This is a genomic window from Pectobacterium quasiaquaticum (genome assembly GCF_014946775.2).
Classification (GTDB): Bacteria; Pseudomonadota; Gammaproteobacteria; order Enterobacterales; family Enterobacteriaceae; genus Pectobacterium; species Pectobacterium aquaticum.
Genome location: NZ_CP065177.1, coordinates 4,440,659 through 4,463,125 on the forward strand (window position 1 = coordinate 4,440,659; position 22,467 = coordinate 4,463,125).

At 52.4% G+C, this 22,467-nt stretch carries 22 protein-coding genes and 1 pseudogene; 15 read left to right on the forward strand and 8 right to left on the reverse strand.

Features of this window, described 5'->3' with window-relative positions:
* The first annotated feature begins 22 nt into the window (after positions 1-22).
* From IG609_RS20285 to phoU, 7 genes and pseudogenes are all read left to right on the forward strand, one after another.
* On the forward strand, positions 23-427 hold the full coding sequence (locus IG609_RS20285; protein ID WP_193398801.1) for a winged helix-turn-helix transcriptional regulator: 405 nt from the start codon (positions 23-25) through the stop codon (positions 425-427).
* Positions 428-450: 23 nt separating this feature from the next.
* Positions 451-675: pseudogene (locus IG609_RS20535) on the forward strand (DUF2314 domain-containing protein); the annotation flags it as partial.
* 410 nt (positions 676-1,085) lie between these two features.
* Entirely contained in the window at positions 1,086-2,126 is a 1,041-nt protein-coding gene (gene pstS, locus IG609_RS20295; protein ID WP_193397275.1) for a phosphate ABC transporter substrate-binding protein PstS, read from the forward strand.
* A 162-nt stretch (positions 2,127-2,288) separates the two neighbouring features.
* Positions 2,289-3,248, forward strand: a complete 960-nt coding sequence (pstC, locus tag IG609_RS20300) for a phosphate ABC transporter permease PstC (protein WP_180787264.1) — start codon at positions 2,289-2,291, stop codon at positions 3,246-3,248.
* Positions 3,248-4,135: a phosphate ABC transporter permease PstA gene (pstA, locus tag IG609_RS20305; protein ID WP_180787263.1), complete on the forward strand. Its 888-nt coding sequence runs from the start codon at positions 3,248-3,250 to the stop codon at positions 4,133-4,135. Before pstC ends, pstA begins: the two co-directional genes overlap by 1 nt.
* Positions 4,136-4,221: 86 nt before the next feature.
* On the forward strand, positions 4,222-4,995 hold the full coding sequence (pstB, locus tag IG609_RS20310; RefSeq protein ID WP_010681437.1) for a phosphate ABC transporter ATP-binding protein PstB: 774 nt from the start codon (positions 4,222-4,224) through the stop codon (positions 4,993-4,995).
* Between the two features lie 13 nt (positions 4,996-5,008).
* The gene (phoU, locus tag IG609_RS20315; RefSeq protein WP_095993276.1) at positions 5,009-5,740 is read left to right on the forward strand and encodes a phosphate signaling complex protein PhoU; all 732 of its coding nucleotides are present in this window, start codon (positions 5,009-5,011) and stop codon (positions 5,738-5,740) included.
* A 44-nt stretch (positions 5,741-5,784) separates the two neighbouring features.
* Here phoU and IG609_RS20320 read toward each other — a convergent pair whose 3' ends face one another.
* Complete coding sequence (locus tag IG609_RS20320; RefSeq protein WP_193397274.1) at positions 5,785-6,351, reverse strand: helix-turn-helix domain-containing protein; 567 nt, start codon at positions 6,349-6,351, stop codon at positions 5,785-5,787.
* Between the two features lie 91 nt (positions 6,352-6,442).
* Here IG609_RS20320 and IG609_RS20325 point away from each other — a divergent pair, with 91 nt between their 5' ends.
* The 4 genes from IG609_RS20325 to IG609_RS20340 all read left to right on the forward strand — a co-directional run bounded on the left by IG609_RS20325 (position 6,443) and on the right by IG609_RS20340 (position 10,158).
* Positions 6,443-7,627, forward strand: a complete 1,185-nt coding sequence (locus tag IG609_RS20325; protein WP_193397273.1) for a benzoate/H(+) symporter BenE family transporter — start codon at positions 6,443-6,445, stop codon at positions 7,625-7,627.
* A gap of 126 nt (positions 7,628-7,753) precedes the next feature.
* Entirely contained in the window at positions 7,754-8,590 is an 837-nt protein-coding gene (locus IG609_RS20330) for an ABC transporter substrate-binding protein (protein ID WP_193397272.1), read from the forward strand.
* A gap of 100 nt (positions 8,591-8,690) precedes the next feature.
* Positions 8,691-9,428, forward strand: coding sequence for an amino acid ABC transporter permease (locus IG609_RS20335; protein ID WP_404825836.1), 738 nt, complete (start codon positions 8,691-8,693; stop codon positions 9,426-9,428).
* A 1-nt stretch (position 9,429) separates the two neighbouring features.
* The gene (locus IG609_RS20340) at positions 9,430-10,158 is read left to right on the forward strand and encodes an amino acid ABC transporter permease (protein WP_193397270.1); all 729 of its coding nucleotides are present in this window, start codon (positions 9,430-9,432) and stop codon (positions 10,156-10,158) included.
* Positions 10,159-10,236: 78 nt separating this feature from the next.
* Here the strand turns inward: IG609_RS20340 and yieH are convergent, their stop codons facing one another.
* Positions 10,237-10,902: a 6-phosphogluconate phosphatase gene (gene yieH, locus IG609_RS20345; RefSeq protein ID WP_010681428.1), complete on the reverse strand. Its 666-nt coding sequence runs from the start codon at positions 10,900-10,902 to the stop codon at positions 10,237-10,239.
* Between the two features lie 445 nt (positions 10,903-11,347).
* Between yieH and IG609_RS20350 the strand changes: the two genes are divergently transcribed.
* A complete protein-coding gene (locus IG609_RS20350) occupies positions 11,348-12,685 on the forward strand; it encodes an NCS2 family permease (protein ID WP_039487851.1) in 1,338 nt (445 codons plus the stop codon).
* A gap of 55 nt (positions 12,686-12,740) precedes the next feature.
* On the opposite strand, the gene IG609_RS20355 is transcribed toward IG609_RS20350, so the two are convergent.
* The 4 genes from IG609_RS20355 to IG609_RS20370 all read right to left on the reverse strand — a co-directional run bounded on the left by IG609_RS20355 (position 12,741) and on the right by IG609_RS20370 (position 17,942).
* The gene (locus IG609_RS20355; RefSeq protein WP_102117977.1) at positions 12,741-13,484 is read right to left on the reverse strand and encodes a 4'-phosphopantetheinyl transferase family protein; all 744 of its coding nucleotides are present in this window, start codon (positions 13,482-13,484) and stop codon (positions 12,741-12,743) included.
* Between the two features lie 189 nt (positions 13,485-13,673).
* Positions 13,674-14,195, reverse strand: a complete 522-nt coding sequence (locus IG609_RS20360) for a 4Fe-4S dicluster domain-containing protein (protein WP_102117976.1) — start codon at positions 14,193-14,195, stop codon at positions 13,674-13,676.
* Positions 14,192-16,216, reverse strand: a complete 2,025-nt coding sequence (aegA, locus tag IG609_RS20365) for a formate-dependent uric acid utilization protein AegA (RefSeq protein ID WP_193397269.1) — start codon at positions 16,214-16,216, stop codon at positions 14,192-14,194. Before aegA ends, IG609_RS20360 begins: the two co-directional genes overlap by 4 nt.
* 223 nt (positions 16,217-16,439) lie before the next feature.
* Positions 16,440-17,942: an MFS transporter gene (locus IG609_RS20370; protein WP_193397268.1), complete on the reverse strand. Its 1,503-nt coding sequence runs from the start codon at positions 17,940-17,942 to the stop codon at positions 16,440-16,442.
* A gap of 103 nt (positions 17,943-18,045) precedes the next feature.
* Here IG609_RS20370 and IG609_RS20375 point away from each other — a divergent pair, with 103 nt between their 5' ends.
* Positions 18,046-18,597, forward strand: a complete 552-nt coding sequence (locus IG609_RS20375) for a TetR/AcrR family transcriptional regulator (protein ID WP_193397267.1) — start codon at positions 18,046-18,048, stop codon at positions 18,595-18,597.
* Between the two features lie 30 nt (positions 18,598-18,627).
* On the opposite strand, the gene IG609_RS20380 is transcribed toward IG609_RS20375, so the two are convergent.
* Positions 18,628-19,038, reverse strand: a complete 411-nt coding sequence (locus IG609_RS20380; protein ID WP_193397266.1) for a winged helix-turn-helix transcriptional regulator — start codon at positions 19,036-19,038, stop codon at positions 18,628-18,630.
* A 114-nt stretch (positions 19,039-19,152) separates the two neighbouring features.
* Between IG609_RS20380 and IG609_RS20385 the strand changes: the two genes are divergently transcribed.
* Positions 19,153-20,004: an SDR family oxidoreductase gene (locus IG609_RS20385; RefSeq protein ID WP_193397265.1), complete on the forward strand. Its 852-nt coding sequence runs from the start codon at positions 19,153-19,155 to the stop codon at positions 20,002-20,004.
* 93 nt (positions 20,005-20,097) lie between these two features.
* On the opposite strand, the gene IG609_RS20390 is transcribed toward IG609_RS20385, so the two are convergent.
* The gene (locus tag IG609_RS20390) at positions 20,098-20,982 is read right to left on the reverse strand and encodes a LysR family transcriptional regulator (protein ID WP_193397264.1); all 885 of its coding nucleotides are present in this window, start codon (positions 20,980-20,982) and stop codon (positions 20,098-20,100) included.
* 212 nt (positions 20,983-21,194) lie between these two features.
* Between IG609_RS20390 and IG609_RS20395 the strand changes: the two genes are divergently transcribed.
* Complete coding sequence (locus IG609_RS20395; protein WP_193397263.1) at positions 21,195-22,331, forward strand: alpha/beta hydrolase; 1,137 nt, start codon at positions 21,195-21,197, stop codon at positions 22,329-22,331.
* The last annotated feature ends 136 nt before the right edge of the window (positions 22,332-22,467 follow it).

Genomic DNA, 22,467 nt, shown 5'->3' on the forward strand with positions numbered 1-22,467 from the left:
GCACTATTAGAGATGTTTTGCCATGAATGAAAATAAAGTTCCCTGCTGTGGAGTCGCTCGGTTTTTAGTCCTTCTTGATGGACCATGGGCGACCTTAATTGTGCGGCAATTGCTCCTTGGCCCCCAGCGTTTCACGCAACTACGAGATGCCCTGCCAGGCATAAGTGCGCATACCCTGACTCATCGGCTGAAAAGATTTGAGGCGCACGGATTGGTCACTCGCACTGCCTATGCAGAAACACCGCCGCGCGTTGTTTACGAACTCACTCCGCTGGGAGAAGGTTTACGCGATGTGTTGGAGTCAATGAAAACCTGGGGCGACGCAGTGCCGAATGAAATAATTGTGGGGAATGTAAAATATAACGAGGCAAGCTTGGCCGACATTAGCATTAGCGTTCCTTTACCGGCGTTGAAGTCTCCTTCTTGAACAATCGTCTATAAACCGACGGTGAGGGAGAAGAGCGCGAGCACATGTGATTTATACCCGAAAAAATACATGACACCGTAGTGACGGGAACCTTAATCAATCATCCATTCTACGTTGAGGATATGCAGGAGGGTGGTGTGTATTCCGTTGATATATCGCGAGTCACCGACTGGGCGATTTATTATCAGGGTGATAGCTATAAGCCTGATACGATTTACAAATTACTTAGCCATAGCCAGACTCACTAACCGATCTACCCGTCATACTTCAAGCTGCATGTGCGTTGGCTTCTCTTACTCACCCCAGTCACTTACTTGTGTATGCTCCTGGGGATTAATGAGCTTCATAAATGAAGCTCACCCTTCGGGCCAGCGCTAGCGCTGTTCAAATCGGTTAGAACCGATTTGTCATGCGGTTGCCGCCTTCCTGCCACTCGAATTATTTAGGGTATATACTCCACCAGTCAGAACGCCTGTTCTGGCTGGTGATGGCTGAATTTTCCTGCACTCTGCGCTATTGTCATAAAACTGTCATATTGCGTACATTTTACTGTCACCAAATTGTCCTATTTTTCCTCCTGCGAACTACATTCTGATTTGATAACTCTGATAGATAACGACGTTACGTCGACACGTTTGAGTATCCCACAGGAGGGATTATGAAACTGATGCGTACCACTCTTGCCAGTGTTGTTGCGGCAACCTTTTCTCTGACGGCATTTTCTGCTTTAGCTGCTGCTAACCTCACCGGTGCCGGTGCGACATTCCCTGCGCCTGTTTATGCCAAATGGGCTGACTCCTATCAAAAAGAAACGGGTAATAAAGTTAACTATCAAGGCATCGGTTCTTCTGGCGGTGTAAAACAGATTATCGCTAAAACGGTCGACTTTGGTGCTTCTGACGCGCCTCTGGCTGACGACAAATTAACACAGGATGGTTTATTCCAGTTCCCAACCATTATCGGTGGTGTGGTGTTGGCAGTGAACGTTCCTGGTATCAAATCTGGCGAATTGACGCTGGATGGTAAAACGCTGGGTGACATTTACCTAGGTAACATCAAAAAATGGAACGACCCAGCAATCACTAAACTGAACCCGAATGCCAAACTGCCGGATCAGGACATTGCTGTGGTTCGTCGTGCTGACGGTTCTGGTACGTCTTTCGTATTCACTAGCTACCTGGCAAAAGTGAACCCAGAGTGGAAAGAGAAGATTGGTGCAGGTTCTACCGTGAACTGGCCGATCGGCCTGGGCGGTAAAGGTAATGATGGTATCGCGGCCTTCGTACAGCGTCTGCCTGGTTCTATCGGTTACGTAGAATACGCGTATGCGAAGCAGAACAACCTGACTTACACCAAACTGATTTCTGCCGATGGCAAATCGGTTAGCCCGACTGGCGCAAGCTTCAGCAACGCAGCCAAAGAGATCGACTGGAGCAAGTCTTTCGCTCAAGACCTGACTAACCAGAAAGGCGCTGACGCATGGCCGATCACCTCAACCACGTTCATCCTGGTTCACACCAAACAGGAAAAACCTGAGCAGGGCGCTGAAGTGTTGAAATTCTTCGACTGGGCGTTCAAGAAAGGCGGTGAGCAAGCCGAAGCGCTGGATTACGCCACGCTGCCAAAAGAAGTGGTTGAGCAAATCCGTGCAGCCTGGAAAACTCAGGTAAAAGACAGCAGCGGCAAAGCACTGTACTAATTAGTGTATCGACACGTCGTGTTGATAACCAGAGCATGATGAGGTTGTCAGGTTCTGGGAAATACGTAGTGGAATAACAAGTCGTATCGGGGCGGAGAGGTGATAGCAACCTCTCTGCCTTCAACAGTTTATCAAATGTAGTTAAAACGAGAAGAGAGACGTATGGCGGAGTACAAGCCAACTATCAAAGCCCCGGGAAAGTATGGCGATATCCTCTTCAGCACGCTGGTAAAACTGGCGGCGCTGGTCACGCTACTGCTATTGGGTGGCATCATTGTTTCCCTGATGGTGGCGTCCTGGCCCAGCATCGAGAAGTTCGGTTTTGCCTTCTTGTGGACGAAAGAGTGGGACGCGCCCGCAGAACAGTTTGGTGCACTGGTTCCGATTTACGGTACTGTCGTGACCTCACTGATTGCATTGATTATTGCAATCCCGATTAGCTTTGGGATTGCGCTATTTCTAACCGAATTGGCACCAACCTGGTTGAAGCGTCCGCTTGGCGTGGCGATTGAATTGCTGGCGGCCATTCCGAGTATCGTTTACGGCATGTGGGGGCTGTTTATTTTTGCTCCCCTGTTTGCCAAATACTTCCAACAACCGATAGGCAACGTCCTGTCCGGTATTCCTATTGTTGGCTCGCTGTTCTCCGGCCCAGCATTCGGGATTGGTATTCTGGCGGCTGGCGTCATTCTGGCCATCATGATTATCCCGTACATTGCGGCGGTGATGCGTGATGTGTTTGAGCAAACGCCGGTGATGATGAAAGAGTCTGCCTACGGTATTGGCTGTACAACGTGGGAAGTCATCTGGCGCATTGTGCTGCCTTATACCAAAAACGGCGTGATCGGCGGGGTGATGTTGGGACTGGGGCGTGCCCTGGGGGAAACCATGGCGGTGACCTTTATCATCGGTAACACCTACCAGCTCGACAGCGCGTCGTTGTATATGCCAGGCAATAGTATTACCTCTGCGCTGGCGAACGAATTCGCCGAAGCCGAATCCGGACTGCACACGGCGGCGCTGATGGAGTTAGGGCTGATTCTGTTTGTGATTACCTTTATTGTTCTGGCATGTTCAAAGCTGATGGTTATGCGTCTGGCTAAAAATGAGGGGACGCGCTAATGGCTATATTAGGCATAGAGCAAGACGCTGCACTGGAGCGTTCGCGGCGTAAAATGCAGGCCTGGCGCCGCCAGAAAAACCGCATTGCGCTGTTTTTATCCATGTCCACGATGGTGTTTGGCCTGTTCTGGCTGGTCTGGATCCTGTTTTCGACCGTGACCCGAGGCGTGGATGGCATGTCTCTGGCGCTGTTTACCGAAATGACGCCGCCGCCGAATACAGCGGGTGGCGGGTTGGCGAATGCTATCGTCGGGAGTGGATTGCTGATCCTGTGGGCGACGCTGCTGGGGACGCCGCTGGGGATTATGGCGGGTATCTATCTGGCGGAATACGGTCGTAAATCCTGGATCGCCGAAGTGATTCGTTTCATCAACGACATTTTGCTGTCAGCACCGTCGATTGTGGTGGGGCTGTTTGTCTACACGCTGGTGGTGGCAAAAATGCAGCACTTCTCCGGCTGGGCAGGCGTAATTGCGCTGGCGTTGTTGCAGGTGCCGATTGTGATTCGTACCACCGAGAACATGCTTAAACTGGTACCGGATAGCCTGCGCGAAGCGGCTTATGCACTGGGTACGCCGAAATGGAAAATGATTTCTGCGATTACGCTGAAGGCATCGGTATCGGGCATTATCACTGGGGTATTGCTGGCCATCGCACGTATCGCTGGGGAAACCGCACCGTTGCTGTTTACGTCTCTGTCGAATCAGTTCTGGAGCACGGATATGATGCATCCGATTGCTAACCTGCCGGTCACCATATTTAAGTTTGCCATGAGCCCGTTTGTGGAGTGGCAACAGCTGGCCTGGGCAGGGGTACTGCTGATTACGATGTGCGTGCTGCTGCTGAATATTCTGGCGCGCGTTATTTTCTCTGCCAAGAAGCACTAATTCGCTAAGAAAGCGTCGTTTTCTGAGAAACATTAAATAAATTCAAGGTGCTGCCTGGCAGCGCCAGGAAAAAGAGAGAAGTCTTGATGAGTATGGCTACTGAGACATCCAACAAAATCCAGGTACGCGATCTGAATTTCTATTACGGAAAATTCCATGCGTTGAAAAACATTACGCTGGATATTGCCGCGAATCAGGTTACCGCGTTTATCGGCCCATCCGGCTGTGGTAAATCCACGCTGCTGCGTACGCTGAACAAAATGTACCAGCTCTATCCTGAGCAGCGCGCCGAAGGCGATATCCTGCTGGATGGCAATAACATCCTGACGGATAAGCAAGATATCGCGCTGCTGCGTGCCAAAGTCGGCATGGTGTTCCAGAAGCCGACGCCGTTCCCGATGTCCATTTACGATAACATCGCGTTTGGTGTACGTCTGTTTGAAAAGCTGTCTCGTGCCGATATGGATGAACGCGTTCAGTGGGCGCTGACCAAGGCCGCGCTGTGGCAAGAGACGAAAGATAAGCTGCACCAGAGTGGATATAGCCTGTCTGGTGGTCAACAGCAGCGTTTATGTATTGCGCGTGGTATCGCGATTCGCCCAGATGTCTTGCTGTTGGATGAACCTTGTTCTGCGCTTGACCCGATTTCTACTGGCCGCATTGAAGAACTGATCTCCGAGCTGAAAAAAGACTACACCGTGGTCATCGTGACGCACAACATGCAGCAGGCAGCGCGTTGTTCAGATCATACGGCGTTCATGTATTTGGGTGAGCTGATTGAGTTCAGCGATACTGATACCCTGTTTACTGCCCCAAGGCAGAAACAGACTGAAGATTACATCACCGGCCGTTACGGTTGATTAGGGAAGCATCATGGATAATCTGAATCTGAACAAACACATTTCCGGTCAGTTTAACGCCGAACTGGAACACATCCGCACGCAGGTCCTGACCATGGGCGGGCTGGTGGAGCAACAACTGAGTGACGCGATTACCGCGATGCATAATCAGGACGCGAATCTGGCTCAGCAGGTGATTGAAGGCGACGCCAAAGTTAACATGATGGAAGTGGCGATTGATGAAGCCTGCGTGCGCATTATTGCGAAGCGCCAGCCTACCGCCAGCGATCTGCGTCTGGTGATGGCGATCATCAAAACCATCTCCGAGCTGGAACGTATCGGTGACGTGGCTGATAAAATCTGTCGCACCGCGCTGGAGAAATTCTCTCATCAGCATCAGCCGTTGCTGGTGAGTCTGGAGTCATTAGGGCGCCACACCGTGCAGATGCTACATGACGTGCTGGATGCGTTTGCCCGCATGGATCTGGACGAAGCGATTCGTATTTATCGCGAAGACAAAAAAGTGGATAAAGAGTACGAAGGGATTGTGCGTCAACTGATGACCCACATGATGGAAGATCCTCGCACTATCCCAAGCGTACTGACCGCACTGTTCTGCGCCCGTTCTATCGAGCGTATCGGTGACCGTTGCCAGAATATCTGCGAATTTATCTTCTACTTCGTCAAAGGTCAGGATTTCCGTCACCTGGGTGGCGATGCGCTGGAAAAGCTGCTGGCGCAGAAAGATAAGAAAGAAGAAGAGTAAGCCAGTTTTTGTGCTTATCGTGATAACGCCCTGCTTGCAGGGCGTTATTTTTTATCAGGATAGTGAATCAAATCGTTGAAGCGCGCCGTGGTATCGGCAGGGTTGTGGTAGCGGTGTTCTCTGTCGGCGGCAAAGCGTAGAGCATCTCCGGCGGACAGCAAATGCGTCTGTCCATCAACGGTCATCTCCAACTGTCCCTCCAGCACAATAATATGCTCGATCACCCCGTTATCATGCGCCGATGAGGTGCTGCTGGCACCCGCCGTCAGCTCAATAACCAACATATCAAAACGCAGTTTTTCGTCGAAGGGGAAGAGGGGAACCACGTGCATTCCCGCCTCATCCTCCCTGAATGCCGATCCCGCACCTGAGCGATAGGTCACGTCTTCATCTACGAGCGTCGGTTCAATAAAGGTAGAGAACGCCACATTCATGCCGGTCGCAATTTTCCACAGCGTGGCGACCGTCGGGCTGGATTCACCGCGCTCGATCTGGCCGAGCATTGCTTTGCTTACGCCCGTCTCTTCTGCCGCCCGTGTGAGGCTCCAGCCTTTCTCTTGTCTTAACGTTTTCAATGTATTGCCAATACGGCGGGTTAGCTCCTCAGACATCAATATCGGCTCCTGCTTGTGCGTTATAGCGCACGCTGTTATGTTAACGCTTTCTGTGCGTTATAGCGCACGACAAGAGTGAAGGTATACCATGCCTGCGTCATTTGCGCTAAAAGATGTCACCTTTTCGACCCTCATTGCTGGTTTTGTTGCGGTGCTGGTGGGCTACACCAGTTCAGCCGCTATCATTTTTCAGGCAGCGGAAGCGGCGGGTGCCAGTGCGGTGCAGATCGGCGGCTGGTTAAGCATGCTGGGGATTGCCCAAGGGTTGGCGTCGATTAGTCTGTCGCTATACTACCGTGCGCCGATACTGGCGGCCTGGTCAACGCCGGGGGCAGCGCTGTTGGTCACCAGCCTGCCGGGTACGTCGCTCAATGAGGCAATCGGCGTGTTCCTGTTTGCCTCCACGCTTATCTTTATCTGTGGGATCACAGGTCTCTTTGCCCGACTGATGAACGTCATTCCGCAGGCTATTTCTGCCGCGATGTTGGCGGGGATTTTGCTGCACTTTGGCGCAAATGCCTTTCTTTCCCTGCAACAGGATTTCTGGCTAGCTTTTGCGATGTGCGTAACCTATTTGCTCAGCCGTCGGCTGCTGCCGCGCTTTGCCATTGTGCTGACGCTGCTTGCTGGCCTGCTGCTGGCCCTATTGCGTGGGCAAATTGCCGTCTCTGATTCGCCGCTGGTGTTCGCTGTACCGGAACTCATTACGCCGCATTTTTCGTGGGCGTCTCTGCTGGGCGTTGGCATTCCGTTTTTTATTGTCACGATGGCATCGCAGAACGCACCAGGCGTTGCCACGCTGAAAGCGGCGGGCTATCAGGTTCCTATCTCACCGCTGATTACCGTTACGGCATTAATCGCGCTGATTTTGACGCCATTCGGTGGTTTTTCCGTGTGTATCGCCGCGATTACCGCCGCGATCTGTATGGGGCCGGATGTGCATCCCGATCCGAAGAAACGCTACCTTGCCGCCGTCGCTGCCGGTAGCTTTTATCTGCTGTCGGGCGTTTTCGGTGGATCGATCGGGCAGCTTTTCACGGCGCTACCGCAGCCGCTGATTCACGCTATCGCCGGTTTGGCACTGCTCAGCACGATTTCAGGCAGCCTGTACCGCGCGTTGCTGGATGAAAAGCAGCGCGATGCTGCGGTTGTTACTTTCCTGATCACCGTCTCTGGGTTGACGCTGTGGGGAATCGGCGCGGCATTCTGGGGGCTAATTGGGGGGATGATGACCTGGTTTATTCTGTCAGCATACGCTGACAAGGTGCGTTGAATCGTCAGGATAATCTGCCAGAATAGCGAAGTAACATAAGGTTATATTATAGCTATTTATGTTATTTCCCGCGTTTTCGCCCTGCTGATAGCCTGCTGTTAATACAGCAATATTAAGGGGCAGGGAATGAAAAAGCAGATTTTGACAGTGACGTTATTGGCCGGGTTGGCTTCCGTTTCTGGTGCTGCACAGGCCGATAAATTAGATGATATTCAGAAGGCGGGCATCGTGAAAATTGCCGTCTTCGACAGCAATCCGCCGTTTGGCTATGTCGATCCGCAGAGCAAAAAACTGGTGGGCTATGACGTGGATATCGCCGAGGCGATTGGTAAGGCGTTGGGCGTGAAGGTGGAGCTGCGCGCGACCAACCCAGCGAACCGTATTCCTTTGTTAAGCTCGCAGAAAGTCGATCTGATCGCCGCGAACTTCACCATTACCGATGAGCGTGCCAAGCAGGTTAACTTTAGTATTCCTTACTTCGCAACCGGGCAAAAATTCATCGCCCGTAAAGGCGTGCTGAAAACGCCGGAAGACATCAAAACGCTGCGTATTGGCGCGGATAAAGGCACCGTGCAGGAAATTACCCTACGCGAGCATTACCCGACGGCTAAAGTGATTTCCTACGACGATACGCCGCTGGCCTTCGCCGCGCTGCGTAACGGTAACGTTCAGGCTATCACGCAGGATGATGCCAAGTTGGTCGGTTTGCTGGCTAACGTACCTGATGCCCAGAAGGCGGAGTTTGAAATATCTCCGTTTAGTATTACTAAAGAGTATCAGGGCGTCGGGATTCCGAAGGGCGAAGAGCGCCTGACGGCGAAAATTAACGACACGCTGATCAACCTGGAAAAACAGGGTGAAGCGAAGACGATCTACGATCGCTGGTTTGGGCCAAGCACGAAATCGGCTCAGCCGCGTGGCGACTTCACCTTTGCCCCGTTGGATCAGCAACCTAAATCCTGATCGCTCACACCTTCAGTGCGATGATCTTAGCCCTCTGCATGCAGAGGGCATTTCTATTTGTACCTCGCAATAATGAAAAAGAGAGATAAAACGCATGGATATGGCGCTGCAATCGCTTGAGTCGTGGCTGTTAGCTCCTCAATACCTCATCTGGCTGTGGCACGGTTTCCTGATCACGCTGGGTCTTTCCCTGAGTACGATCGTTCTGTCTACAGTGTTGGGTTTTCTGCTGGCGGCAGCCAGAGACAGCCAGATTCATGTGCTGCGCGGCATTGTGGTGGCGTATAGCTCGCTATTTCGTAATACACCGCTGCTGGTGCAGCTGTTTTTCTGGTATTTCGGTGCCGGACAGCTTTTTCCCTCAGCGATGATGCAATGGCTGAACACTCCGCATGTTATTTCGCTGTTGGGCATGACGTTAGCGTGGCCTTCTTTTGAGTTTTTAGCCGGATTAGCAGGGCTGACGCTTTACTCCAGCGCGTTTATTGCGGAGGAAATCCGCTCCGGTGTTCGCGGTGTAGCATGCGGGCAGAAGTACGCGGCGCATGCTCTGGGATTAACCGGCTGGCAATCCATGCGTTATGTGGTATTGCCGCAGGCGCTAAAAATCGCCCTACCGCCGCTGCTTGGTCAATACATGAATATCGTTAAGAACTCGTCGTTGACGATGGCAATTGGCGTTGCTGAATTGTCTTACGCGTCGCGTCAGGTAGAGACGGAAACCCTGCGTACGTTTCAGGCCTTTGGTGTGGCGACGGTGTTGTACATCGTGATTATTGCGGTGATGGAAGGCTGGGGCATGTGGCGTCAGCAGCGTAGTCTGGCGGAGAGACACTAAGATGGATTTTACCGTTATCACCGATAACATCGACTATTTGATGTGGGGCACGTTTCCGGATGGCCCGCTGGGCGGCGCGGCGTTGACGCTGGTGATGAGCCTGCTGGCAGGTATAGCCTCTGCCATCTTGGGTACGATTTTGGGCGTGGCGCTGGCGATGTCCCGGGGATGGTGGAGTGCGCTGTTGGCGATGTTGCTGGGGTTCTTCCGTGCGATTCCCGTCATCATGCTGATTTTCTGGACCTACTTCCTGCTGCCGATCGTTTTTGGCGTCGATATCCCAGAAATTACGACCGTGGTGTGCGCGCTGGCGCTGATCGCCTCGGCGTATCTGGCACATGGCGTGAAGGCAGGCATTGTCGCCATTGGGCGCGGTCAGTGGCAGGCCGGACTCTCATTGGGCTTAAGCCGCTGGCAGGTGTTGTGGCAGATTGTCCTGCCGCAGGCGCTGAGGATGATGGTGCCTTCTTTCATTAATCAGTGGATTTCCCTGATTAAAGATACGTCGCTGGCCTACATTGTTGGCGTCGGCGAACTGACGTTTCTCGCTACGCAGGTCAATAACCGCAGCATGGTCTACCCGATGGAAGTTTTCCTGTTTGTCGCGCTGGTCTACTTCGTGTTTTGTCTGTCGCTGGAGCTGCTGGCGAACGGGGTTAATGCCCGTTTTAGCCAGCAGGAAAAGCAGCCGAAGCGCCGTCTGCTATGGTGGCGGAATAAGCCAGCCTGAGGATGCAGATTATCGACAAACTTATTTGCAGAACGAAAACGCCGACCTTTTTCAGCAACCTTAAGTTCGCCTTTGCTACTACGCCGTGATATTCCAGCCTTTTTCACGCCAGATTTGCGGCAGTTCGCGCATATCGTCGAACATCGTGACCAGCGGGTGATGGATTGGCTGGTTGTGGGGATCGGCGCAGTAATAGAACACGGGAATGCCCGCAGCGATGCCAGCCTGTACGCCAGCGGCGGAATCTTCAACCAGAATGCAGTGCTCGATAGGAAGCTGTAACTGCTCGGCGGCGTGATACAGTACTGCTGGATCGGGCTTCCATTTTTTCAGATCGTAGCCGCTGTAGAGATGGTCGCCAAACAGATCGAGCATATGCGTCAGGCCGAGCGAATGCTGCATCTTGCTGACCGGACCATTGGACACCACTGCCATCGGGACAGTAATCGACTGCACTAACTCACGTGCGCCCTCGATAGGTTGCAGGAATTCATCGAACAGACGTTTCACCTCTTGCCGGAAATGACGCTCCGCATCGTCTACCGATACGGTTAAGCCATGCTGCTGGCTGATGCGGGCAATAATCTCGTACAGCTTCACGCCCTTGTAGGTTTTTATCACCTCCTCCAGCGATAAGTTCACCCCATACGGGATGAAGATATTCACATAAGCCTGGCAACACAGCACTTCGCTATCAACCAGCGTGCCATCACAGTCGAAGAAGACGCATTCAATACGGGGCATGACCAATCCTTATCGATGAAATAAAAGATGAAGTCCTTACTTTAACCAATTGACCCAATATTGCGACCTATACTCGTCATACTTCAAGTTGCATGTGCGTTGGCTGCGTTACTCGATGCACTGGCGTGCACCTCGCCCCGTTGGGGCCGCTGCAAGCAGCGTTCAAATCTGCCAAGGCAGATTTGTCAGTCACCCGAATCACTTACCTAAGTAAGCTCATCGGGATTCCTTCCCTTGCCGCCTTCCTGAAACTCGAAGTATTTAGAGTATATAAATCATTTTTAGCGCTATCTTGCGTAAAATCGGGGGGATTTAACCGAGAGAAAACGATGACGTTAATAGGTTCTTCTTATTCGATGAAAAAAAACGTGGGATCAACGTAAAAACGCCGCATTTTGTTATAGGATACCCGACGACAGTTATTCCCTTCTTTGGATTGTTACTCATGAATAAATCACAACCCGGTCTTGCTACCGAGCAAGGCCTGCTGGAGCGCGTGTTTAAACTTAAACAACACGGCACGACAGCACGTACGGAAACGATTGCCGGTTTCACGACGTTTTTGACGATGGTTTACATCGTTTTTGTTAACCCGCAGATTCTGGGTGTGGCGGGGATGGATACCAAAGCGGTCTTTGTGACCACCTGTCTGATTGCGGCGTTCGGCAGCATTTTGATGGGGCTGCTGGCTAACCTGCCTGTGGCACTGGCTCCGGCAATGGGGCTGAATGCATTTTTCGCCTTTGTCGTTGTCGGTGCGATGGGGCTGCCATGGCAGGTTGCGATGGGGGCTATTTTCTGGGGCGCAATCGGTTTCCTGTTGCTGACTATCTTCCAGATTCGCTATTGGATGATCGCCAATATCCCGCTTAGCCTGCGTTTGGGTATCGCCAGCGGTATCGGGTTGTTCATTGCCATGATGGGCCTGAAAAACGCCGGCATTATCGTTCCTAACCCTGAAACGCTGGTGACGATTGGTAACCTGACGTCACACAGCGTGCTGTTGGGCGCTCTGGGCTTTTTCATTATTGTCGCGCTGGCTTCACGTAATATTCATGCTGCGGTACTGATCTCCATCGTGGTGACTACCTCGATTGGCCTGCTGCTGGGCGATGTGACGTATTCTGGCGTGTTCTCCATGCCGCCGAGCGTCATGTCGGTGGTGGGTCAGGTCGATCTGGCCGGGGCGCTGAACCTCGGGATGTCTGGCATTATTTTCTCCTTCATGCTGGTTAACCTGTTTGACTCCTCCGGTACGCTGATTGGCGTGACGGATAAAGCCGGTCTGGTTGATGCTCGCGGTAAGTTCCCGCGCATGAAGCAGGCGCTGTATGTTGATAGCATCAGCTCTGTGGCCGGTTCGTTTATCGGAACGTCATCCGTTACCGCGTATATTGAAAGCTCTTCTGGCGTATCTGTGGGTGGACGTACCGGCCTGACGGCTGTGGTTGTAGGCCTGCTGTTCCTGCTGGTGATCTTCCTGTCGCCGTTGGCGGGGATGGTGCCTGCCTATGCGGCCGCGGGCGCACTGATTTACGTGGGCGTATTGATGACGTCCAGCTTGGCGCGTGTGAAGTGGGATGACTTGACGGAAGCCGTACCGGCCTTTATTACCGCGGTGATGATGCCGTTCAGCTTCTCTATCACTGAAGGGATCGCGCTGGGCTTCATTTCTTACTGTGTGATGAAGCTGGCGACGGGTCGCTGGCGTGAAATCAGCCCTTGCGTGGTCGTGGTTGCGCTGCTGTTCCTGCTGAAAATTGTGTTTATCGACGGGCATTAATGTGTTCGTGGCTCCGGGGCTTTCCCGGAGCCTCAGCCTGCGACAAGGCGGCTGGCTACTGTGAGGCGGTAGAGGTGGCTTTTTCTATCGTATGGCTGATTAATTTCATATAGCGTACAGACTGGCGCTGCTGCTGTAGTATTTCTCCCGACTTTCTCATACCCGTTGCCGACGTGTATTTCCACATGATTAATCGGTTAAGCGTGGGGATATGGGCGCAGGCCCAGGCAAGGTAATCATCAACATCGCTCATCACTTCTACTGCCGGGATGCAGGTTGAGCGCAGCCTACCAGAGGCGGGGTGGAGTTTCAGGTTATTGGGAGGTTGGCTGTTCACGCCAGGGATCTTCATCAATGACTGGCGGATGGTACAGAGTTGTGTTGCCGCTTCCAGCGGATCGCGCTGCGCGTCGATCCACGCCTGTTCGGCCTGTGTCTGCGCCTGCATCTGTGGGACGACCTGATTCGTTGGCCTGACATGAACGATTTCGATATCCATACCGACGCTGCCTTCTTCACTCAGTAGGATGGCAATCGTATTGCCTGCATAGCCGATGCTGAAATTGGGCATATTAGGATCAGCAAAATAAGGGCGTCCTTCAGGGGACACGAGTAGCGTGGGCAACAGCGGATAGCCGAAAAAATAGAACATCATCTCAGCCAGCAGCACTCGACTTTTCAGGTAACGCTCTCGGCGTTTGGCTGAAAAACTCTGTGTTGATGAGATGAGTCTATCGGGCAGTCTTTGTAAGTCAGGAAGCGCTTCCGTGCTTGTCCACCTGACAAAATGGCAGGTCATTGTTCACTCCGTGATCGTGATAAAAGATGGGAACCTATCAGGCACTACCGATGCATATTATCAGACTAATATGTGATCTAAAGAAAAATCGATGGATAAATCGGCGATAATTATTAATTAGGCACACCGAATTTTCTGCATCGTGTGTTTTGTGGCGATCCTTCCCTGTCCGCCACATTCCCAGCTGTTTTAATGGCTTGACCACCCCAGTGCGGAACGCCGCTGTTTTTCCAGCGTCTGCTTGCGCAACTCATCCTCTGTCACTAATCGCAGCGCCGATGTTGGACACACGCTAACGCAGGAAGGGCTTTGGGCGACATCCACGCATAAATCACATTTATGAACCTCGCTTTGCATGAGGTGTGTTTCTCCCTCGTCATTCGAGGTTTTTGTCACCACGTCGATGGCACCGAAAGGACAGGCGACGACGCAGCTTTTGCAGCCAATACAGCGCGATTGAATAACCTGAATGCTATCCCGATCGCGCACCAGCGCGTCATTCGGGCATACGCTGGCACAGGGTGCGTTCTCACACTGGCGGCAAAGAACGGGAACGCTGACGCTGGCGCTTTTAACGACCTTCAGGCGGGGAAAGAAGTGAGAAGGCCGCAGTTGTGCGCTTTGACCCCCGCTATGGGCTACCGCGCAGGCGATCTCACAGGTTCGGCAGCCGATACATTTTTCTGCTTCGGCGATAACAAATTGATTCATGAGCGGAGCTCCTCGCGGGTTGCGTTCATTTCAGGGCGCTGCGGGTGTGCGGGAATGGCACCCGTGGCGGCGGTCAGCCCCATCGTCGCAATCATGCCCAATGCGGCTTTTCGCCCGTCGGCAATCGCGGTCACGACCAGATCTGCACCGCGTACGGCATCACCACCGGCAAAAATACGCGGATGGTTGGTCTGGCAAGGTATTTGACTATCAAGCGGGGCGGTGATGTATCCCCAGTTATCCAGACCGATGTCGGCGTCTTCCAGCCACGGCATGCTGTGTGACTGAAAGCCAAATGCGGTTATCACGGCTTCCGCGGGCTGCACGAATTCTGAACCGGGAATCGGGCGCGGGCGACGACGGCCGCTGGCATCAGGTTCGCCCAGTTCGGTGCGAATCAGACTAATGCCGCATACTTCGCCCTGTTCATTGAGGCAGATTTTTTGCGGCTGGACGTTAAAAAGGAACTCTACGCCTTCTTCGCGGGAGTTTTTCACCTCTTTTTTCGAGCCGGGCATGTTGGCTTCATCGCGGCGATACGCGCAGGTTACGGATACCGCGCCTTGCCGAACGGACGTACGCAGGCAGTCCATCGCGGTATCCCCACCGCCGAGCACCACGACGCGTTTGCCCGCCATCGAGATATAAGGCTCATCCTCTAATTCCGGTAGCCCCATGACGTGTTTGGTATTGGCGATTAGAAACGGTAGCGCATCGAAGACGCCGGGAGCCTCTTCATTATCAATGTTGGCCTTCATGGAGCGGTAGGTGCCTACGCCGAGGAACACGGTGTCATAGTCGTCCAGCAACTGAGCCAGAGAAATATCTTTCCCCACTTCGGTATTCAACCGGAACTCGATTCCCATGGCGCTGAACACTTCACGACGATGAATCAGGACGTCTTTATCCAGCTTGAATGACGGAATCCCGAACGTGAGTAGTCCCCCAATTTCTGGGTGACGATCGAACACCACGGCTTGCACACCATTGCGGGCTAGCACATCGGCACAGGCTAGCCCTGCTGGGCCAGCACCGACGATCGCCGCGCGTTTGCCGCTGGGAACAACATGCGTCATATCGGGTGACCAGCCCATTTCCATCGCAGTGTCGGTAATGTAGCGCTCAACGTTACCGATGGTAATCGCACCGTACTCTTTACCCAGCGTACAGGCTCCTTCGCATAGCCGATCCTGCGGGCACACTCGGCCACAGATTTCCGGCAGGCTGCTAGTTTGGTGCGATAGTTCTACGGCTTCAAGAATCCGCCCTTGTTTGGCCAGACTCAGCAATTCGGGAATATTGTTATGCAGCGGGCAGGTCCACTCGCAGATCGCGCGTTTGCCGCAAGAAAGGCAGCGATCGGCCTGATCTTCTGTCTGCTGTATGGAGAAGCCATGATAGATTTCATCAAACGTGGAGGTTCTCTGGGTCAGCGGCTTTTTATCGGCATCCCGGCGTGGCCAGTTTTTTCTTTTGCTGAGCGGATGGGTTGTCAGCGTTTTCAGCACGGGCGTTTCACGCTGCCAGTGAGCGGAGGAACGCAGCGCCATTGCCTGCTGTTTCTCCTGGCGGCGAGCTGCTAACGTTTGCTCGCTGACGAGCTGTAAGGCCTGAGTTGGACAGGCTTCTACGCACGCTTGCCCTTCTGGACGATCGGCGCAGAGATCGCATTTGTGGGCGATGGCGCTGTTGTCTACAGGGCTTGTCACCATGGACATCGCGCCGAACGGGCAAGCCAGTACACAGCTTTTGCAGCCGATGCACTTTTCCTGAACGAGCTGAATGCTATTGTCTTTTCTGATCAAGGCCTGAGTTGGGCACACGCTGGCGCAGGGGGCATCTTCACAATGACGGCAGGTCACGGCAGCCCGCAGCGTTGGCGTATTGAATGCTTTTATTCTGGGCTGAAACACCGCTGCGCTATCTGGATAACGCTCGTCATTGTGTGAAATGACACAGGCGATTTCGCATGCATGGCACCCCATACAGTCTTGAGTACTGGCAATAACAAATCGGTTCATTACCTTTTCCCACTCTGGATCCCTCGATCGTGGCCTTTATCCTAATAGTTGGATAACCCCCTGACTTTGATATAGAGCAGGTAAAAAGTCGGTTAATGTTAAATCTCACACGTGTTACTAATAAAATTATTGAATCGTTTCAGTAAGTTGTAATGTTACTGATAAGTAATATCTTCGTGGTTTATAGCCTTGTTTTTAATATGGTTTACCATGATTTCTTATTTTATGTGTCAGCCGTTTTACGGGATTGCGATTTATTATCGCGGGTTGTCCAGACGAAGGCCGCGGTCAGCAGCAGGATCAGCGTGGCTGCGGCCAGCACAATGGAAAACCCCGAATCAAAGGCAGAATGGGCCTGTGTGGTAAGCATCTGCCGCATATTTTCCGGTAAGGATTCGGCAAAAATTAATGCTTCGTCCAGACTGTCATACGCGGTATCCGGTGCAGCAAACCCAGCGGGCAGCATAAACGTTGCGGAATAAGCGAAAGACAGCAAGCTGCCCATCAGCGTCACGCCCGTAGCGCCCCCTAACTCATAGGACACTTCTTCGATTGACGCCGCCATACCCGCTTTTGACGCTGGCGCAACCTGCATAATAGTGCTGGATGCGGCCGTCATGGTGGAGCCCACGCCTGCGCCAATAACGGTTAGGCTGATGATTTGTATCATGGTAGGCGCATTGTGCAGCAGCAGATAGCTTCCCATTCCGAGCCCTGAAATCAACAGACCTGCGGCTAGCATTGTCCCGCTATTCACGTGTGGCAGTATCTTTCCAGTTAACGGGCCAGCGATAAAGGACGCCAGTGACAGTGGTAAAATGAACAGCCCAGCCTGTAGTGGAGACAGCCCGACGACTAACTGCAATCGCTGGGTGAAAGCCAGCTCCATGCCGATCAAAGCGGCTGCGGCCACGATAGCGGCAGCCACGGCCGCGCTGAAAGGCCGCAGGCGGAAGAGAGAGAAATCGATCAGGGGATGCTTGCTGTTACGCTGCCGCCGCACAAACAGGGTAATGAACGTCACGCCGATGAGCAGAGCGATTAGCGCATCCTCATAAGACGGAACCCGCTTGCCCAGCTCTTTGATGGCATAGGTAATACCAATCAAACCCACCATGATTAATAGAGAACCGATGAAATCCCAGCGGTGGGAGGCGTTGCCCGGCCGGTGTGGAATCACGGTGATTCCCATGATGAGCGCAAGCAAAACGACCGGTACATTAATGAGGAAAACCGATCCCCACCAGAAGTACTCAAGCAGTATCCCGCCCATCACGGGGCCAAATGCTGCGCCGCCGGATGCGACCGCAGCCCAGATACCGATTGCCAGTGCGCGTTCCCGTTCATCAGTAAATGTCAGACGAATAATCGACAGTGTGGCGGGCATCATCATCGCCGCTCCGACTGCCAGCAGCGCACGGGCAGCGATAAGCATACTGGGTGCAGGAGAATAAGCGGCAAACAGTGACGCCGCACCAAAGACCACCAGCCCAGAAATAAATAGAGGTTTATGGCCCAGCTTATCGCCCAATGTGCCCATCCCCAGCAGTAAACCGGAGGCAACCAGCGCATAGATATTAACGATCCACAGCTTTTCCGATGCAGTAGCGTGCAGGTCGTGAGTCAGTGTTGGGAGTGCGGTGTACAGCACTGTCATGTCGATAACAATCAGGAATAGGGCGCTGGAAACAATGGCCAGGGTCAGCCACTTCTTTGGTGATTGCATAGCAGGATCTCTACCTTGAACTTCTCTTTTTCATCTGTCGGATAGCGTTCTGATGATATAGAATTGCTTTTTAAATACAAACGTATTTTAAATTGGGGGATATATGGGGCGTCATAAGAGCATTAATCGTGCGTGCGTGTTGGATGCGGCGGAGCAGATTGTCCGCACCCAGGGAACGGCTGCGCTGACGATCGATGCGGTCGCTAAAGCTGCGGGTGTGACAAAAGGCGGTATTCAGTCGAGTTTCGGGACGAAAGATGAGCTGATTCACGCGATGTATCAGCGCTGGGAAGATGAGTTTGATGAGATGGCCGCTGTGTGCATCGGTGAGGATAATAGCCGGGAAGCCAGAGTGCGTGCGCACGTTGACATCACTTATCGGACGGATGCCGCAGAAGGCGATCGAGCGGCGGGCATGATGGCCTCGTTGTTGAATACGCCTGAGCACCTTGTTAGATCGCAGGCGTGGTATGACAGCCAGTTGGCCGAGCTTGACCTGAATTCGCAGGAAGGGCGAGATGCCCGGCTGGCGTTTCTGGCATCCGAAGGGGCATTCCTGCTGCGCTATTTTGGCTTTATGGCGGTCGATGACGAGACCTGGAAAGCCATTTTCTCTGATATTTCCCGCCTGCTACCCGAGCGCACTGCTTCCTGAGTCAGAACCTCTTTTCAGAAGGCGCATTGATTATGATTCGATGGATGATTGTTCGCCTGACTGCTGCGTCGCCATAATCTTGTCCAGATTCCCTTCGACCCATATCGCCAGCTCTTTTACCCGCACACCAACCTCTTTGCCTAATGGGGTGAGGCTATACTCAACATGCGGCGGGACAACCGGATAGGCTGTTCGCAGAACAAAACCATCACTTTCCAGCCATTGCAGAGTTTGCGCCAGCATGCGCTCGCTCACGCCGCCAATCCGTCGACGCAACTGGCTGAAGCGATGCGTATCATCAAGTAATGCGATCAAAATCAGCACGCCCCAGCGACTGGTAACGTGGTTAAGTATCTGGCGAGACGGACATTTCTCAGCAAAGACATCACCAGTTGGCAGAATGGGTAGCAATAAATCTGCTGGTGTTTTGGATTGATTCACTATACTTACCTTTATGTATGTACTTACTTAAAATTAGCTTTGCCGCTATTATGCCAGCCACTACCCGTTAGTAAAAGACGGTTAATAAAAGACAGTCAATAAAAGGAGCTTGAGATGATTGCTATTACTGGTGCATCCGGCCAACTGGGCCGTTTGGTTATCAAACAACTGTTAGAGAAGGTTCCGGCGAACGATATCGTGGCGCTGGTGCGTGATGTGAACAAAGTTACCGATCTATCGGCGCTTGGCGTGCAGGTGAAAGCCGCAGATTACAATCAGCCAGAAGTGCTGGCTTCTGCGCTGCAAGGCGTGGATAACGTGCTGCTGATCTCTTCGAGCGAAGTGGGTCAGCGTGCGGTACAACACCGCAATGTCATCGATGCGGCGGTGAAAGCCGGTGTTAAACTGGTGGCTTATACCAGTCTGCTGCACGCGGATAAGTCTCCTCTGGCGCTGGCGGAAGAACACCGTCAAACGGAGACGTTGCTGAAGGATTCTGGTTTACCGCATGTCCTGCTGCGCAACGGCTGGTATACCGAAAACTATGCGGCTAGCATCCCTGCGGCGCTGGAACACGGTGTGTTTATCGGTAGCGCGGGTGAAGGCAAAATTACGTCTGCAACCCGTGAAGACTTCGCTGCCGCTGCGGTCGTGGTGCTGACGCAGGAAGGGCAGGCTGGTAAGGTTTACGAACTGGCTGGTGATGAACCTTACACGCTGGCAGAGCTGGCAGCGGAAGTCAGCAAACAGTCTGGAAAAAGTATCGGTTATCAAAATCTGTCCGAAGCGGAGTTTGCCGCTGCGCTGGTTTCAGCCGGGCTACCTGAGGGTTTCGCGCAGATTATTGCGGATTCGGACACTGGTGCATCTAAAGGTGGTCTGTTTGATGACGGTAAGCAACTGAGCCGCCTGATCGGTCGCCCAACCACGCCGCTGTCAGCCGTCGTGAAAGCGACGTTGAAATAACCCTTAAAAAGTAACGCTTAAAAATCGGCTCAGAGATCATTCCGAGCCGATTGCTTTTAAATCAATGAGAGTTTATTGCCTGATGTAATTCGCTTATATCCGCAATGTATCTATCACCATTCTCAAGGCTGGTGACACATTACGATGGGGATAATACAGGTGTAATTCGGCTAGACGGTGGCTATAACGTGTCAGTACACGTATAAGCGTGCCACGCTCCAGATCTTCTCTTACCAGTTCCTCTGGAACATAGGCCAGCCCTAGCCCCTGTCTTGCCGCTTCGGCTTCCATGTAGCTATCGGAAAACACCCACTGCCCTTGTGGCCTATGTTTTATCTGATTGCCTTCCTGCCATAATTCCCACTGGTAAAGGCTGCCATCAGCAAACTGATAGGCAATGCAAGGGTGCACCGCTAAATCGGTTGGCGTTTGTGGAAAGCCGTAATGGAAAAAGTGGTCTGGTGTTGCGACGACAACCATCTCCATGCTAGGCGCAATGCGCACGGCAATCATGCCTTCATCGACTTCTCCACCCAACCGTACGCCTGCATCGAACCGTTCATTGATGATGTCGACAAAGCGACTTTCACTAATGAGTTCCAGCCGAATATCGGGATAACGTTGTCTGAATATCGCCAGTTTGGGCAGCAGCACCTTATCAATCGCGTGCTGGCTGGCGTTAATTCGTACGGTGCCTGAAGGAGTATCACGAAAATGAGCAAGCGTAGTCAGGCCGATATCCAGTGATTGAAAACTGGTTACCGTGGTTCGGTAAAGTTGCTCACCCGCTTGAGTCAGCGACAGCTTGCGTGTGGTCCGCGTTAGGAGTTGCACGCCCAGACGATTTTCCAGATTGCGTATTGTGCGGCTGATACCAGACTGAGCCAAACCAAGCATGCTTGCTGCTTTGGTAAAGCTGCCTTCACGCGCAACCAGCATAAACGCGTAGAGATCGTTATAGTTTTCTCGGCCTGTCATGTTCATCCACACCTATACGTTCAGACTGGAATGGTATTGCTTTTGAGCGCGTCACTACAAAGATTTATAACATATGAACATTAATGTTATCTAATTTAAGCGTCTAATCATCACCGGTTGTTCTAACTAAAATAAATCCCATGGGTCACAAAACCACCAGACCCATACCAAACAACCTTGAGTCAATACTCTGTTTTTAAAGGAAATTTATCATGAATGTCCTTCCTAAGAAGCTGACAGCCATCGCGTCTGCTTTGTTACTGAGTGTCGCATTAACCGGAGTTTCCACTATGACGTATGCACAAGACGCCAATCCTAATCAGCCTGTTTCCATGGTGACTCAATGGGATAAGACGTTTGCTCAAAGCAATAACGTCGACCACCGTAAGGTGACCTTCCAGAACCGTTACGGGATTACTCTCGTGGGCGATCTCTACATCCCGAAAAACCGGGGAGATCGTAAGCTGGCCGCCATTGCTGTGAGTGGGCCTTTTGGTGCAGTGAAAGAGCAATCAAGCGGCTTATATGCACAAACGCTGGCTGATCAAGGTTTTATCACGCTGGCGTTTGATCCTTCCTATACCGGTGAAAGCGGCGGCCAACCACGCAACGTTGCCTCGCCTGACATCAACACTGAAGATTTCAGTGCAGCCGTTGATTTCCTTGGCCTGCAAAAAGAGGTCGACCGCAACCGAATCGGCTTGCTGGGCATCTGTGGCTGGGGCGGCATGGCGTTAAATGCGGCAGCAGCGGATACACGCGTGAAAGCGGTAGCCACCAGTGTGATGTACGATATGAGCCGTGCGATGGGGCATGGTGTGGGTGACGGTAAGGATCGCTATACTACAGCCGATCGCCGTGCTGTATTGCAATACCTCAGCGAACAGCGTTGGAAAGATGCGGAAAGTGGCACCTTTGCGACCGGTGGGCACGATCTTTATGTTGATAAAGACGGGAAGGCCACGGTTGCCAGCCGTATATTGCCGGAAGCACTGCCAGAAAATCCGCATCCGGTACTGAAAGAGTTTTTTGACTACTATCGTGTACCTCGCGGCTTCCATGAACGCTCTGTCAACTCAACAAGCGCGTGGAAGGCGACAATGCCGCTGTCGTTTATGAATATGCCGCTCCTGAGCTATGCGAGCGAAATTACTATCCCGACATTGGTCGTCACCGGTGAACAAGCTCATTCGCGCTATTTTGCTGAAGATGCCTACAAATTAGTCGGCAGCAAGCGTAAAGAGCTGGTAGTGATACCGGGCGCCAATCACGTGGACCTGTACGACAATCAGGCAGGCAAAATACCGTTTGAGAAATTTGAGCAATTTTTCAAAACAAGCCTGCGGTAAATACCATCGAGGGTGAGAAAGTGTTAGCGCCAACAATCTCACCCCGCTATACACCGTGTTTCCCTACGGTTCTGTTTGCTACTTACACGCTTTAGCAGGTAAATACACAATTAACGGCTGTGGCGTGTCATTCTTG

What these genes read in the sequence shown, in the direction of transcription:
- yieH (WP_010681428.1), bottom strand. Translation starts at nt 10,902, where the DNA reads ATGCCCCGTATTGAATGCGTCTTCTTCGACTGTGATGGCACGCTGGTT.
- pstB (WP_010681437.1), top strand. Translation starts at nt 4,222, where the DNA reads ATGAGTATGGCTACTGAGACATCCAACAAAATCCAGGTACGCGATCTG.
- IG609_RS20325 (WP_193397273.1), top strand. Translation starts at nt 6,443, where the DNA reads ATGCCTGCGTCATTTGCGCTAAAAGATGTCACCTTTTCGACCCTCATT.
- aegA (WP_193397269.1), bottom strand. Translation starts at nt 16,216, where the DNA reads ATGAACCGATTTGTTATTGCCAGTACTCAAGACTGTATGGGGTGCCAT.
- IG609_RS20375 (WP_193397267.1), top strand. Translation starts at nt 18,046, where the DNA reads ATGGGGCGTCATAAGAGCATTAATCGTGCGTGCGTGTTGGATGCGGCG.
- pstA (WP_180787263.1), top strand. Translation starts at nt 3,248, where the DNA reads ATGGCTATATTAGGCATAGAGCAAGACGCTGCACTGGAGCGTTCGCGG.
- IG609_RS20385 (WP_193397265.1), top strand. Translation starts at nt 19,153, where the DNA reads ATGATTGCTATTACTGGTGCATCCGGCCAACTGGGCCGTTTGGTTATC.
- IG609_RS20340 (WP_193397270.1), top strand. Translation starts at nt 9,430, where the DNA reads ATGGATTTTACCGTTATCACCGATAACATCGACTATTTGATGTGGGGC.
- IG609_RS20320 (WP_193397274.1), bottom strand. Translation starts at nt 6,351, where the DNA reads ATGTCTGAGGAGCTAACCCGCCGTATTGGCAATACATTGAAAACGTTA.
- pstC (WP_180787264.1), top strand. Translation starts at nt 2,289, where the DNA reads ATGGCGGAGTACAAGCCAACTATCAAAGCCCCGGGAAAGTATGGCGAT.
- IG609_RS20360 (WP_102117976.1), bottom strand. Translation starts at nt 14,195, where the DNA reads ATGAATCAATTTGTTATCGCCGAAGCAGAAAAATGTATCGGCTGCCGA.
- IG609_RS20355 (WP_102117977.1), bottom strand. Translation starts at nt 13,484, where the DNA reads ATGACCTGCCATTTTGTCAGGTGGACAAGCACGGAAGCGCTTCCTGAC.
- IG609_RS20350 (WP_039487851.1), top strand. Translation starts at nt 11,348, where the DNA reads ATGAATAAATCACAACCCGGTCTTGCTACCGAGCAAGGCCTGCTGGAG.
- IG609_RS20330 (WP_193397272.1), top strand. Translation starts at nt 7,754, where the DNA reads ATGAAAAAGCAGATTTTGACAGTGACGTTATTGGCCGGGTTGGCTTCC.
- IG609_RS20370 (WP_193397268.1), bottom strand. Translation starts at nt 17,942, where the DNA reads ATGCAATCACCAAAGAAGTGGCTGACCCTGGCCATTGTTTCCAGCGCC.
- IG609_RS20390 (WP_193397264.1), bottom strand. Translation starts at nt 20,982, where the DNA reads ATGACAGGCCGAGAAAACTATAACGATCTCTACGCGTTTATGCTGGTT.
- IG609_RS20335 (WP_404825836.1), top strand. Translation starts at nt 8,691, where the DNA reads ATGGCGCTGCAATCGCTTGAGTCGTGGCTGTTAGCTCCTCAATACCTC.
- pstS (WP_193397275.1), top strand. Translation starts at nt 1,086, where the DNA reads ATGAAACTGATGCGTACCACTCTTGCCAGTGTTGTTGCGGCAACCTTT.
- IG609_RS20285 (WP_193398801.1), top strand. Translation starts at nt 23, where the DNA reads ATGAATGAAAATAAAGTTCCCTGCTGTGGAGTCGCTCGGTTTTTAGTC.
- IG609_RS20395 (WP_193397263.1), top strand. Translation starts at nt 21,195, where the DNA reads ATGAATGTCCTTCCTAAGAAGCTGACAGCCATCGCGTCTGCTTTGTTA.
- phoU (WP_095993276.1), top strand. Translation starts at nt 5,009, where the DNA reads ATGGATAATCTGAATCTGAACAAACACATTTCCGGTCAGTTTAACGCC.